Raw genomic sequence first — 13,371 nt, forward strand, 5'->3', positions numbered from 1 at the left:
GGGCAACCAGGCTGAGATAAGAACTCGGATACCGGTCACAATCGGCAGCTTTCCAGATCACTGCCTTTACCCACTCAGCCACACCTCCAATCGCGTAGCGGGCGCCATAATACCGTAATGAAACAAGCTGTCAAACTCTCCGACTCGCCTCGCCCGTAGGCTCTGTTATGATCTTTGCAACTTGAGATTTCAAACCGCTCATTTCAACCATCAGGAGTAGCGCCATGCGCGAACAGGATTACGCAGTCAACAACCGCGTGCAGGTCGAGCAGCTAGAGGTTAGCCGCGTCCTGCGCAACACCTACGGCCTTCTGGCCCTCACCCTTGCCTTCAGTGGCATCATGGCTTTTGTCGCACAGCAGATGAACGTTCGCTACCCGAACGTGTTCGTGGTGCTGATCGGCTTCTACGGCTTGTTCTTCCTGACCAACAAACTGCGCGATTCGGCGTGGGGTCTGGTGTCGGCGTTCGCGCTGACCGGTTTCATGGGATTCATCCTCGGTCCGATCCTCAATCGTTACCTGGGCATGCAAGGCGGTGCTGAAGTCGTCTCTTCGGCATTCGCCATGACTGCGCTGGTATTCGGTGGCCTGTCGGCCTACGTGTTGATCACCCGCAAGGACATGAGCTTCCTCGGTGGTTTCATCACCGCCGGTTTCTTCGTCCTGCTGGCCGCGGTACTGGCGAGCATGTTCTTCCAGATCAGTGGGCTGCAACTAGCGATCAGCGCAGGTTTCGTCCTGTTCTCGTCGGTGTGCATCCTGTTCCAGACCAGCGCCATCATCCACGGCGGCGAACGCAACTACATCATGGCGACCATCAGCCTGTATGTGTCGATCTACAACCTGTTCATCAGCCTGTTGCAGATATTCGGCATCATGGGCAGCAGCGACGACTGATCGCTATAGCGCCCCGACAAAAAGCCCGCTTCGGCGGGCTTTTTGCTATCTGGTTACTGTGTAGGCCCGTTGAATTCTTTATCATTGGCTCCATTCACTCCTGCCATCCGCTGACCGAGCCTGTCATGAAGTTCGCCATCGCCCTTTATTCACCCGCTCACGCGCCTTCTTCGCGCCGTGCGTTGCTGTTCGCACAGGCCGTGCTGGCCGCCGGGCATGAGATCGTGCGGCTGTTCTTTTATCAGGACGGCGTGCACAGCGCGTCAGCCAACGTCGTGACGCCCCAGGACGAGCTAGACATCCCTGCCCAGTGGCGCGAGTTCGTCACCATTCATCAGTTGGATGGGGTGGTGTGCATCGCGGCCGGCTTGCGGCGCGGCGTGTTGAATCAGGAGGAAGCCGACCGTTATTCACGGCCAGCCGCCAACCTCACCCCACCGTGGGATTTGTCCGGCCTGGGGCAACTGCACGATGCCGTGCAAGCCGCCGATCGCCTGATCAGCTTTGGAGGGCCTTGAGATGCCTAAATCGCTATTGATCATCAGCCGCCAATCGCCCTGGTCAGGCCCAAGCGCTCGCGAGGCGTTGGACATCGCGCTGGCGGGCGGCGCATTCGATCTGCCAGTGGGCATGCTGTTTCTCGACGATGGCGTGTTGCAGTTGTTGCCCTCGCAAGACGCCAAAACGCTGCAACAGAAAGACCTGACAGCCAACCTTCAGGCGCTGGAGATGTTCGGTGTCGAAGAACTGTTCGCCTGCCACACCAGCCTGGCGGAACGCGGCCTGTTGTCCACCGAACTGAGCGTTGAGTCGTTGGGTGGGCTGCGCGATCAAGAGATTGCAGCGCTCATCGACCGTTATGACCAGGTGATCACGATCTGATGTCGACCTTGCATGTGTTATCCCACTCCCCCTTCGCTGACACCCGCCTGAGCAGTTGCCTGCGGGTGCTCGGCCATGAGGACGCGATTTTGCTGTGCGGCGACGCGACCTATGCCCTGAACGCGGCAACGGCAGCACGCCAGTTGCTGGACGCCAAGGCCGAGAGCCTGCGACTGTTCGTGCTCGATGAGGACGCCAAGGCCCGAAACCTTGCACTGCCAGACTGGGTCACCCTCGTGGATTACCCCGGTTTCGTCGAACTGTCGGTGAGCTACGACAAGGTCAACACCTGGTTATGAAACAACTCATCGTCGACGGGCGTACCATCGCGCTGGACAAAGACGGCAACCTCGCCGACCTCAATGACTGGTCCAATGGCGTGGCTGAGGCACTGGCGCTGGAAGAAGACATCGCCCTGACGCCCGATCACTGGGAAATCCTGACGGTGCTGCGGGCGTTTTATGCCGAGTACCAGCTCTCTCCGGCAACCCGTCCGCTGGTGAAGTACACAGCGCAGAAGCTCGGCCCTGAAAAAGGCAACAGCCTGCACCTGAACCGTCTGTTCAATGGCACTCCCGCCAAACTCGCCGCCAAGCTGGCGGGCCTGCCCAAGCCGACCAATTGCTTATGACCGAATTCGCCCCCCTCGTCACTGAAACCCCAGCCGAGCACCCGTTTGCGCAGTTCGTGCGCATTCTGGGCAAAGGCAAACGCGGCGCGCGCAACATGACCCGCGAGGAAGCCCGCGAAGCCATGGGCATGGTGCTCGACGAAAAAGTCGAGGACACCCAGCTCGGCGCTTTCCTGATGCTGCTGCGTCACAAGGAAGAATCCGCTGAAGAGCTGGCCGGTTTCACTGAGGCAGTGCGTCAGCGTCTGACCGCCCCTCCGATAACAGTCGATATCGATTGGCCGACCTATGCGGGTAAAAAGCGCCATTTACCGTGGTATCTGCTCGCGGCCAAATGCCTTGCTCAAAATGGCGTGAAGGTTTTAATGCACGGCGGTGGTGCCCACACAGCGGGCCGTCTGTACAGCGAGCAATTGCTGGACCTGCTGGGCATTCCACTCTGCCGCCACTGGAACGCCGTAGACGAGGCGTTGCAGCACCACAACATCGCCTTCATTCCGCTGGGTGACTGGGCGCCGCAGTTGCAACGCATGATCGATTTGCGCAACACCTTGGGCCTGCGCTCGCCAATTCATTCGTTGGCTCGCATTCTCAACCCGCTAAATGCACGTTGTGGCCTGCAAAGCATTTTCCACCCCGGTTATCAGGCCGTTCACCGCGATGCCAGCAGCCTGCTGGGCGATCACTCCATTGTGATCAAGGGCGATGGCGGCGAAGTGGAAATCAACCCGGACACCATCAGTCACCTCTATGGCACTACGGATGGCCAGCCATGGGACGAGGAATGGCCCGCGCTGTCGGAGCGTCGCCACGTCAAACCGGCCAGCCTTGATCCACAGCAACTCGTCGCCATCTGGAAGGGTGAAACCGAAGACAGCTACCCGCAACTGGCGCTGATCTCTACCATCGCTTTGGCCCTGCGAGGCCTTGGAATGCCTCGCGCTGAAGCCTTCGAGCGTGCCGAGCAGTATTGGGCGACCCGAGATAAATCGATTTAATCGATCATTACACCCCATTCTTTGCGCTATTTCTTCGAACGATTGTCTTTAGACTGGTCTCCAACGTACGAACGTACACAGTTATTGGAGTCAGACATGGGCCTTCTCATTGAAGGACGCTGGCACGACCAGTGGTATGAAAGCAGCAAAGACGGGGCGTTTCAGCGCGAACAAGCCAAACGTCGCAACTGGGTCACCGCTGATGGGCGCCCGGGGCCTTCCGGCGAAGGTGGCTTCAAGGCCGAAGCCGGTCGCTATCATCTGTATGTTTCCCTGGCTTGCCCGTGGGCGCATCGCACGCTGATCGTGCGCAAGCTCAAAGGGCTGGAAGGCCTGATCGATGTGTCTGTGGTCAGTTGGCTGATGTGCGAACACGGCTGGACCTTCGACAAACAGACCGGGTCGACGGGCGACGCCCTCGACGGTCACACCTACATGTATCAGCGCTACCTGGCAGACACCGCCGACTACACCGGCCGTGTGACCGTGCCAGTGCTGTGGGACAAGAAGCTCAACCGGATCGTCAGCAACGAGTCATCGGAAATCATCCGCATGTTCAACTCGGCGTTCAACGACTTGACCGGCAACACGCTGGACCTCTATCCCGAGGCACTGCGCCCCGAAATCAATCGGCTGAACGACCGCATTTACCCTGCCGTGAACAACGGCGTGTATCGCGCAGGTTTTGCGACGTCGCAAGGCGCGTACGAAGAGGCGTTCGATGAGGTATTTGCCGAGTTGGACGTTCTGGAAAAGCTGCTGGGCGAGAAGCGCTATCTGGCGGGCGAGTACCTGACCGAAGCCGACGTACGCCTGTTCACTACGCTGATTCGCTTCGATGCGGTGTATCACGGCCACTTCAAATGCAACCTGCGCCGGATCGCCGACTACTCGAACCTGAGCAACTGGCTGCGAGAGCTGTATCAGCTACCAGGTGTGGCCGACACGGTCGACTTCCAGCACATCAAGCACCACTACTACGCCAGCCACGCCACCATCAACCCGACGGGCGTGGTGCCGAAAGGGCCGGAGCAGGATTTCAGTGGCGCGCATGACCGTGGGCGGTTGAGCGGGCAAGGGATTTTGCAGAACGGTTGAGGACGACACGAATTATTGTGGGAGCCGGCTTGCTGGCGAAACCGGTAATTCAGTCACTGTGATGGTGGCTGATACACCGCTTTCGCCAGCAAGCCGGCTCCCACAGGTATTGCTCCTGGCTTAAGGGTATGCTGGGGTCAAACGGTCCCCTGAGCCCCTTCAAACCACTTCAGCTTGTCCCGCAACGTCACCACCTCCCCCACGATGACCAGCGTCGGCGCATGCACTTCATGCTCCGCCACCAGTTGCGGCAGGTTGGCCAGGGTGCCGGTGAAGACGCGCTGGTTCGACGTGGTGCCTTGCTGAATCAGTGCGGCTGGCGTGTCGGCAGAACGCCCGTGCTTGACCAGTTCGCTGCAAATGATCGGCAGACCGATCAACCCCATGTAGAAGACTAGAGTCTGCGCAGGCGACACCAGGTCTTTCCACGGCAGATCGCTGGTGCCGTCCTTCAAGTGTCCCGTCACGAAACGCACCGATTGCGCATAGTCGCGATGGGTCAGCGGAATTCCGGCGTACGCCGCACAACCGCTGGCTGCTGTGATACCAGGCACCACCTGAAACGGAATGCCATGAGCCGCCAGCTCTTCGATTTCCTCGCCGCCTCGACCAAAGATGAACGGGTCGCCCCCTTTGAGCCTCACCACGCGTTTGCCCTGTTTGGCCAGGTCAACCAACTGCTGATTAATCTGATCCTGAGGCACCGCGTGATCCGCGCGCTTCTTTCCGACATAAATACGGTCGGCATCACGGCGGCACAGTTCGAGAATCGCAGGAGCTACCAGACGGTCATACAGCACGACATCTGCTTGCTGCATCAGTCGCAAGGCACGGAAAGTCAGCAGGTCTGGATCACCCGGCCCCGCGCCGACGAGGTAAACCTCGCCTGACGCAACTGGCGGCTCGCCGTCGAGCTTGGCCTGCAACAGGCGTTCGGCTTCAGCCCCCTGCCCGGCCAATTGGCGATCAGCGATAGGCCCCTGAAACACGTCCTCCCAAAATGCCCGGCGTTGCTGAACATTCGGAAACAGCTTCTTCACCTGGTGGCGAAACCTCGCCGCCAGACCGGCCAGATGGCCATAAGTCGGCGGAATCCAGCTTTCCATCCTGGCGCGGATCAGTCGCGCCAGCACCGGCGCATCGCCACCGCTGGACACCGCGATCACCAACGGCGAACGGTCGACGATGGCCGGAAAGATCACGCTGCACAACGCAGGCGCGTCCACCACATTGACCGGCACCCCACGCGCACGGGCATCGCTGGACACCTGTGCATTGAGGGATTCGTCGTCCGTGGCCGCGATGATCAGCACGCAACCGTTCAGATCGGCTTCGTTGTAGCCACGCAGAGTCTGTTCGCCACCGCTGCTGTCGATCAGCTCGCGCAGCTCCGTTCCGATCTCGGGTGCAACCACCCGCAGGATCGCCCCGGCATCGGCCAGCAGGCGAGACTTGCGCAAGGCAATCTCGCCGCCGCCCACCACCAGCACACGGGCACCCCGAAGGTTGTGGAACAGTGGCAGAAATTCCATTTAGCCGATGACCTCGATACCGCCCATCCACGGCTTCAGGACTTCCGGCACGCGAATCGAACCGTCGGCCTGCTGGTAGTTCTCCAGCACGGCGACCAGGGTACGACCCACCGCCAGGCCCGAGCCATTGAGGGTGTGAACCAGCTCAGGCTTGCCGGTTTCCGGGTTACGCCAGCGGGCTTGCATGCGGCGGGCCTGGAAATCACCACAGTTGGAGCACGAGGAAATCTCGCGGTATTTGTCCTGGCTCGGAATCCACACTTCCAGGTCATACGTCTTCACGGCGCTGAAACCCATGTCGCCAGTGCACAGGGCCAGTACGCGATACGGCAGTTCCAGCAGTTGCAGGATGCGCTCGGCGTTGCTGGTCAGGCTTTCCAGGGCTTCCATGGATTTTTCCGGCTCGACGATCTGCACCATCTCGACCTTGTCGAACTGGTGCTGACGGATCATGCCGCGCGTGTCACGACCCGACGCACCCGCCTCGCTGCGGAAGCATGGGGTGTGGGCCACAAACTTCAGTGGCAGTTGCTTGGCGTCGACGATTTCACCGGCCACGATGTTGGTCAGCGACACTTCAGCGGTTGGGATCAAGTACAGATCCGCTTCGCCTTCGCGACCGATCTTGAACAGATCCTCTTCGAACTTCGGCAACTGACCCGTGCCTTGCAGCGCAGGGGCTTGAACCAGGTATGGGGTGTAAGCCTCTTCGTAACCGTGTTCATTGATGTGGGTGGTGATCATGAACTGCGCCAGTGCGCGGTGCAGGCGGGCAATCGGGCCACGCAGCAGGGCGAAACGGGCGCCGGACAGCTTGGCGGCGGTTTCGAAATCCAGCCAGCCGAACTTCTCGCCCAGTGCGACGTGATCTTTAACCTCAAAATCGAAGGCCGTCGGGGTGCCCCATTTGCGCACTTCGACGTTCTCTTCTTCGTCAGCACCGACCGGCACGGATTCGTGCGGCAGGTTCGGCATGCTCAGCAGCATGGCGTCGAGTTCGGACTGAATGCCGTCCAGCTCCTTCTTGCCATTGGTCAGCTCTTCAGCCATGCGATCGATGTCGGCCATCAGCGGCGCGATGTCTTCACCGCGCTGCTTGGCCTGGCCGATGGATTTAGAACGGGCGTTACGCTCGGCCTGAAGCTGCTCAGTGCGGGTCTGCACAGTCTTGCGCTGGTTTTCCAACGCTTCGATGCGGGCCACGTCCAGTGTGAAGCCACGGGAAGCCAGGCGATCCGCTACGTCCTGAAGCTGGGTACGTAACAGTTTGGAATCGAGCATATCGGTCTCTCGTTTTAGGTATTCGGGGCTATGAAAATAGAAACTATAAAATTCGGGTCAGCGACAGGCCTGCCCAGGTCGCGAGCAGGCCGCCGAGGACGCTGATCAGGGCATAGCCAATGGCCAAAGGCGCCTGACCGCTTTCCAGCAGACGTATCGTGTCCAGCGAAAAGGACGAAAACGTCGTCAATCCGCCTAAAAAACCCACCATCAGGCCAGCACGCAGCTCGATCGGCACGTCCGGGCGAATCAGGAACAGCCCGTACAGAAAGCCGATGAGCAAGCAGCCCACCAGGTTGACGGCCAGCGTCGCGGTGTAGAAATGCCGCGGCCAGTTCGCAGCCACAACGTTGGCGGTGGCGAAGCGCAATAATGTACCAGCCACGCCCCCAGCGGACACAGCAAGAATCAACTGAATCACTACTTTCTCCGCTGACGAGGACTGGCGCGATCAAGGGCGGCCAGGTGTTTGAGTTTTTCGCCGATCTTCAGCTCAAGGCCACGGGGCACCGGCTGGTAATACTGGCGGGGTTCCAACTCTTGCGGGAAGTAGTCTTCACCGGCCGCATAAGCCTCCGGCTCATCGTGAGCATAGCGATACTCTTCGCCATAACCCAGTTGCTTCATCAGTTTGGTCGGCGCGTTGCGCAGGTGCAGCGGCACTTCCAGCGAACCGAACTCGGTCGCTTCGCGCATGGCCATCTTGAAGCCCATGTACACGGCGTTGCTTTTCGGTGCGCAGGCCAGATAGACGATGGCCTGGGCCACCGCCAACTCGCCTTCCGGACTACCGAGGCGCTCCTGCACGTCCCACGCCGACATGCACAACGGCAGCGCGCGTGGGTCGGCGTTGCCGATGTCCTCGCTGGCCATGCGCACCACGCGACGCGCCAGATACAGCGGATCGCAGCCGCCGTCGATCATCCGCGCAAACCAGTACAGCGCAGCGTCGGGGTTCGAGCCACGAATGGATTTGTGCAAGGCGGATATCTGGTCGTAGAACGCCTCGCCGCCCTTGTCGAAACGGCGGCGGCTGTCGCCCAGCAGGCTTTGCAACAACTCGGGGTCAATTTCACTGTCGTCTTCGGCAAGATCCGCCGCATTTTCCAGCAGATTGAGCATGCGGCGGCCATCGCCGTCGGCGGCGGCCAGCAACGTCTTGAACGCCTCGTCACCCACACTCAAGTGGCGTTTACCCAATCCTCGCTCCTCGGTGAGCGCGCGATCAACCAACTGGCGCAACGCCGCTTCATCCAAGCTCTTGAGCACATACACCCGCGCCCTTGAGAGCAACGCATTGTTCAGCTCAAACGACGGATTTTCGGTGGTCGCGCCGATGAAAATCAGCGTGCCGTCTTCAACATAGGGCAGAAACGCGTCCTGCTGAGACTTGTTGAAGCGATGAACTTCGTCAACGAACAGAATGGTCCGACGGCCATATTGCCCGGCCTGCTGCTTGGCAACCTCGACCGCCTGACGAATCTCTTTGACCCCTGCCAGCACCGCAGAAACGGTCTCGAAGTGCGCATCAGAGACTTTCGCCAGCAAACGCGCCAGCGTGGTCTTACCCACGCCGGGCGGCCCCCAGAAAATCATCGAATGCAGCGCACCCTGCTCCAGCGCTTCACGCAAGGGCTTGCCGTGGGCGAGCAGGTGCTGTTGACCGACGTACTCGTCCAGGTTGGTCGCCCGTAGACGCGCGGCCAGAGGCTGGGCAATCGGTTCGCTGCTGAACAGGTCCATCAATAACGCTCTTACCTTGTGTTCCTAAGGACGCTGCAGGCGCTTATTCCTGAATGACGTCAGCGCCCTTCGGAATCTGGAACTGGAATTTACTCGCTGGCACCGGCTCGTTGGCCTTAACACCGGTGAACAGGATGTTAGTGCGCTGGCCGACGCTGTCGATCAACTGCATGTCGTTGATCACACCGTTGCGGAACGACAGTCGCATGTTATCGAACAGCGTGTCCTTGGATTTGGGCTTGAGCGTGAAATCAATCACCCCGCCTGCTTCCTTGGCGGTGATGTCGAAGCTTTCGCTAATTTTTGAAACATCACCGGAAAGCAGCAGCGCAGGAGTTTGCGTCAGACGCTGATCAAGCTTCTTGATCGTCGCCTGCTCCAGATCCGGGTCCCACAGGGTGACCTTTTGGCCATCGGAGACCATGGTTTGCTCCTGCGGCGCATCGGTGTGCCAGTAGAACAGCCCCGGACGTTGCAGCGTCATGTCACCTTCGGTCTGTTGCATCTGGGTGCCACTACCGTCGAGGGAAATCTGCGAGAAACGACCGCTCAGGGTCTTTGAGTTTTCCAACAGTTGGGTCAGGCGCGCCACGTCCTTGCTGTCGGCGTGGGCCGGAAGAGCGGAAAAAGCCAGTGCAGATACCAACAACATGCGGATAAGACGCATGGGAGTCCTCTTTGGGGTCGATTAAGACGGACGGCGCCCTCGGGCGCCATCCAGTCATGTGTCATGAATGGAAGTGTCAATCACGCATGGGGGCTGGCGCAATCACTTCCCGCGAGCCGTTGGTGTTCATGGCGGTCACGACGCCGGCCATTTCCATGGCTTCGATCATGCGCGCGGCGCGGTTGTAGCCGATTTTCAGCTTGCGCTGCACGGCGGAGATCGAGGCACGACGGCTTTCCAGCACGAAATTCACCGCTTCGTCGTACAGCGCATCGGTTTCGGCGTCATCGCCGTCCCCGCCACCACCGCCGCCACCTTCGAAGCCACTGCCCGCCTCTTCGACGCCATTGAGAATGTCGTCGTTGTATTGCGGCGTTCCACGCAGTTTCCAGGCTTCGACCACGCGATGCACTTCGTCGTCGGAGACGAACGCGCCGTGCACACGGATCGGCAGGCTGGTACCGGGCGGCATGTAGAGCATGTCACCGTGCCCCAGCAACTGCTCGGCGCCGCCCTGATCGATGATGGTCCGCGAGTCGATCTTGCTCGACACCTGGAACGCCATTCGAGTCGGAATGTTGGCCTTGATCAGACCGGTGATCACGTCAACCGACGGGCGCTGGGTCGCGAGAATCAGGTGGATACCGGCAGCACGCGCCTTCTGGGCGATACGCGCGATCAGCTCTTCGACCTTCTTGCCAACGATCATCATCATGTCGGCGAATTCGTCGACCACCACGACGATGGTCGGTAGCTTGGTCAGCAGCGGCGCTTCGTCGTGGATGCTTTCGCGGTGATACAGCGGGTCCGGAATCGGGGTACCGGCGTCTTCCGCTTCCTTGATCTTGTGGTTGAAGCCCGACAGGTTACGCACCCCCATCTTGGCCATCAGCTTGTAGCGACGTTCCATTTCTGCCACCGACCAACGCAGGGCGTTGGCAGCGTCTTTCATGTCGGTCACGACAGGACACAGCAAATGAGGAATGCCTTCGTAGATCGACAGTTCGAGCATTTTCGGGTCGATCATGATCAGCTTGGCGTCATCCGGCCCCGACTTGAACAGGATCGAGAGGATCATCGCGTTCACACCCACCGACTTACCGGAACCGGTGGTACCGGCCACCAGCAAGTGTGGCATCTTGGCCAGGTCGGTGATGATCGGCTTGCCGCCGATGTCATGACCCAACGCCAGGGTGACCGGGGATTTGAAGTTGTCGTACTCCGGGGTCGACAGCACTTCGGAGAAGCGCACGATCTGACGGTCTTCGTTCGGAATCTCGATACCCACGGTGGTCTTGCCCGGAATCACCTCGACCACGCGGACACTGGTCACGGCCAGAGAACGGGCCAGGTCTTTGGCAAGGTTGGCGATGCGACTGACTTTGACGCCCGCCGCTGGCTGGATTTCATAACGAGTAATGACCGGGCCAGGGTGAATCGAATCCACCGAAACCTCGACGCCGAATTCCTTGAGCTTGATTTCCAGTAGATGGCCGACCGCGGCCAGGGACTCGGGCGAATAGTTGAGCTGCTTCTTTTCCGCCGGGTCGAGGATGGAGATCGGCGGAAGCGTGCCTTCCACGGCGCTGTCGACGAACAATGGCACCTGCTTCTCTTTCTGCACACGCTTGCTGGGTTCCGGCGGGCGGGTTTGAACAGGGGCGATGACGGCAGGAACGTGCTTCTCTCGAGCGGTCATGTGCTCGGTCAGCGCCTGCTCGCGCTCGATGATGCGCTCCTTGGCCTTGACCTGTTCGCGGCGATCCGGCACGACCGGCGCCACGACCTCGTCGACACGCAGGTCGACTTCACGCAATTGGGCGACCATCCGTTTGCGTTCGTTGCGCTCGGCCCACCAGCGGTTGATCGCGCCCTGGAACAGCTCGAACAGGTCGAGGGTGATCTTGCCCGTGGTGTCCATCACCTTGAACCACGACAGGTCGGTGAAGATGGTCAGCCCGAACAGAAACAGGGCAATGAACAGCAAGGTGCTGCCCTGCACGTTCAGCGCACGCTTGGCCAGATCGCCCAGAACCTCGCCCAGCACACCGCCTGCGGAACCCGGCAACCCGGACATGGAATGGAAATGCAGGTGCGCCAGCGCCGCACCGGCCAGTACCAGAAACACCAGACCGATCATGCGCCAGGAAAACAGCCAGCCGCTCCATTGCCACGGTTCGTGCCGCTGGCGGAAGACTTGATACGCCTTCACGCCCAGCAGCATCGGGAAGATGTAGGCGAAGTAGCCCAGAACCATGAACAGAATGTCGGCGGCGAACGCTCCGGCACGACCGGCAGCGTTCTGCACCTGCAAGGAGCTGCTGGTGTGGCTCCAGCCTGGATCGGTCTGATCGTAGGTCAACAGGGCCATCATCAGGTACAGGCACAAAAAGCCGAATGCGATCAGCGCACCTTCCTTGAGTCGGTAGTGCAAATGCTGCCGCCAGAGCGGAACGGGGCTGGGTGCTGCGGTGGATTTCTTCAAAACGCTTCAATTCCTGCGCGTTGGCGCGAACATCTAAGGGTTGACTATATACGACTGCATTGACGAAATAGCGCAAACCGGTCCCTGACATGATGGCGTTGAATACACGCTCGACAGGTGATTTGAAATGAGGTTAAACAACATCGGGCATTGTACGGAATTGCACGCTGCACGCCACGATAGTCTGGCGTGGACCTTGCCGATCTTCAAGCGCCGATGACAATGGCTGATTTGAGCATGCATTTTCTTTGCTGACAAAGGCTTATGACGTGCTTTTACCCCGTAACAGAACTGTCGAATGGCCATGACTCCAGTGAACGGAACGAACTTGCCTGTCTTTACACAATCCAGCGCCGGTCAACCGCGTGTGACCGCAATCACGCGCCGTAGTTGCACACTTGGGCGCACTCCCCTCCCCTCTCGCCAAGCTGGAATCCCATGCTGACCTGGTTACAACGCGAAACACTCGAATTTCCGCCCCTGGAAAAAGCGCTGCGCGAGCCCAACGGTTTGCTGGCGGGCGGCGGCGACCTGTCGGCAGACAGATTGATTCAGGCCTATCGTCACGGCTGTTTTCCTTGGTATCAGCAAGGGCAACCGATTCTCTGGTGGTCGCCGGATCCGCGCACGGTCCTGTTCCCCGATGAACTGCACGTCTCCCGAAGCTTGCGCAAACTCCTGCGCCAACAACGCTATCGGGTGACCTTCGATGAGGATTTTCCTGCCGTGATTCGCGCCTGTGCCGAGCCTCGCGCCTACGCTGACGGGACCTGGATCACCGGCTCGATGCAGGCTGCTTATATAGAACTGCACGCCCGAGGCTACGCCCACAGCGTTGAAGTCTGGGATAAGGATGAACTGGTTGGCGGGCTTTACGGCCTGGCGATGGGGCAACTGTTTTTCGGTGAATCGATGTTCAGCCGGGCAGACAACGCGTCCAAGGCAGGTTTTGCCACCCTGGTAGAACATTTGAAGCAATGGGGCTTCGTGATGATCGACTGCCAGATGCCGACTCAACACTTGCAAAGTCTGGGCGCGCGCTCGATTTCTCGAAATACCTTTGCCCACTACCTGAAAAAACATCTGGATCTGACAAACTCCGCCGACTGGTTACCTAGGCGAGTTTGAGTCGGCTGGCATACACTCTTAGCTAAC

General features: G+C 59.6%; 14 protein-coding genes. 8 read left to right on the plus strand and 6 right to left on the minus strand.

The window, feature by feature from the left end; all coding sequences use genetic code 11:
* The first annotated feature begins 224 nt into the window (after positions 1-224).
* The 7 genes from ACI2KB_RS02315 (at position 225) to ACI2KB_RS02345 (ending at position 4,508) form a co-directional block, all read left to right on the plus strand.
* Positions 225-899 carry a Bax inhibitor-1/YccA family protein gene (locus ACI2KB_RS02315; RefSeq protein ID WP_404630985.1) on the plus strand — a complete coding sequence of 225 codons (675 nt, stop codon included), beginning with the start codon at positions 225-227 and terminating at the stop codon, positions 897-899.
* Between the two features lie 125 nt (positions 900-1,024).
* Positions 1,025-1,417 (plus strand): sulfurtransferase complex subunit TusD, encoded by a 393-nt coding sequence (gene tusD / locus ACI2KB_RS02320; RefSeq protein ID WP_404630987.1) that lies wholly within the window; start codon positions 1,025-1,027, stop codon positions 1,415-1,417.
* 1 nt (position 1,418) lies between these two features.
* The gene (gene tusC / locus ACI2KB_RS02325; RefSeq protein WP_404630989.1) at positions 1,419-1,781 is read left to right on the plus strand and encodes a sulfurtransferase complex subunit TusC; all 363 of its coding nucleotides are present in this window, start codon (positions 1,419-1,421) and stop codon (positions 1,779-1,781) included.
* Positions 1,781-2,080, plus strand: coding sequence for a sulfurtransferase complex subunit TusB (tusB, locus tag ACI2KB_RS02330; protein ID WP_404630991.1), 300 nt, complete (start codon positions 1,781-1,783; stop codon positions 2,078-2,080). The genes tusC and tusB overlap by 1 nt, the downstream gene beginning before the upstream one ends.
* Positions 2,077-2,412 carry a TusE/DsrC/DsvC family sulfur relay protein gene (locus tag ACI2KB_RS02335; RefSeq protein ID WP_404630993.1) on the plus strand — a complete coding sequence of 112 codons (336 nt, stop codon included), beginning with the start codon at positions 2,077-2,079 and terminating at the stop codon, positions 2,410-2,412. Before tusB ends, ACI2KB_RS02335 begins: the two co-directional genes overlap by 4 nt.
* Entirely contained in the window at positions 2,409-3,410 is a 1,002-nt protein-coding gene (locus ACI2KB_RS02340; protein ID WP_404630995.1) for a glycosyl transferase family protein, read from the plus strand. Before ACI2KB_RS02335 ends, ACI2KB_RS02340 begins: the two co-directional genes overlap by 4 nt.
* Positions 3,411-3,506: 96 nt before the next feature.
* Positions 3,507-4,508 (plus strand): glutathione S-transferase family protein, encoded by a 1,002-nt coding sequence (locus tag ACI2KB_RS02345; RefSeq protein ID WP_404630997.1) that lies wholly within the window; start codon positions 3,507-3,509, stop codon positions 4,506-4,508.
* A gap of 137 nt (positions 4,509-4,645) precedes the next feature.
* Here the strand turns inward: ACI2KB_RS02345 and cysG are convergent, their stop codons facing one another.
* From cysG to ACI2KB_RS02375, 6 genes are all read right to left on the minus strand, one after another.
* Positions 4,646-6,040, minus strand: coding sequence for a siroheme synthase CysG (gene cysG / locus ACI2KB_RS02350; RefSeq protein WP_404630999.1), 1,395 nt, complete (start codon positions 6,038-6,040; stop codon positions 4,646-4,648).
* Complete coding sequence (serS, locus tag ACI2KB_RS02355; RefSeq protein ID WP_404631001.1) at positions 6,041-7,321, minus strand: serine--tRNA ligase; 1,281 nt, start codon at positions 7,319-7,321, stop codon at positions 6,041-6,043. It abuts the gene before it with no gap.
* Positions 7,322-7,364: 43 nt separating this feature from the next.
* Positions 7,365-7,742: a fluoride efflux transporter CrcB gene (crcB, locus tag ACI2KB_RS02360; RefSeq protein WP_404631003.1), complete on the minus strand. Its 378-nt coding sequence runs from the start codon at positions 7,740-7,742 to the stop codon at positions 7,365-7,367.
* Positions 7,742-9,064, minus strand: a complete 1,323-nt coding sequence (locus ACI2KB_RS02365; RefSeq protein WP_404631005.1) for a replication-associated recombination protein A — start codon at positions 9,062-9,064, stop codon at positions 7,742-7,744. The genes crcB and ACI2KB_RS02365 overlap by 1 nt, the downstream gene beginning before the upstream one ends.
* 43 nt (positions 9,065-9,107) lie before the next feature.
* Positions 9,108-9,731, minus strand: a complete 624-nt coding sequence (gene lolA / locus ACI2KB_RS02370; RefSeq protein WP_404631007.1) for an outer membrane lipoprotein chaperone LolA — start codon at positions 9,729-9,731, stop codon at positions 9,108-9,110.
* A 76-nt stretch (positions 9,732-9,807) separates the two neighbouring features.
* Entirely contained in the window at positions 9,808-12,216 is a 2,409-nt protein-coding gene (locus ACI2KB_RS02375; protein WP_404631009.1) for a DNA translocase FtsK 4TM domain-containing protein, read from the minus strand.
* 438 nt (positions 12,217-12,654) lie between these two features.
* Here ACI2KB_RS02375 and aat point away from each other — a divergent pair, with 438 nt between their 5' ends.
* On the plus strand, positions 12,655-13,344 hold the full coding sequence (gene aat / locus ACI2KB_RS02380; protein ID WP_404631011.1) for a leucyl/phenylalanyl-tRNA--protein transferase: 690 nt from the start codon (positions 12,655-12,657) through the stop codon (positions 13,342-13,344).
* The last annotated feature ends 27 nt before the right edge of the window (positions 13,345-13,371 follow it).

The organism is Pseudomonas sp. NPDC088444, assembly GCF_044900175.1.
GTDB lineage: Bacteria > Pseudomonadota > Gammaproteobacteria > Pseudomonadales > Pseudomonadaceae > Aquipseudomonas.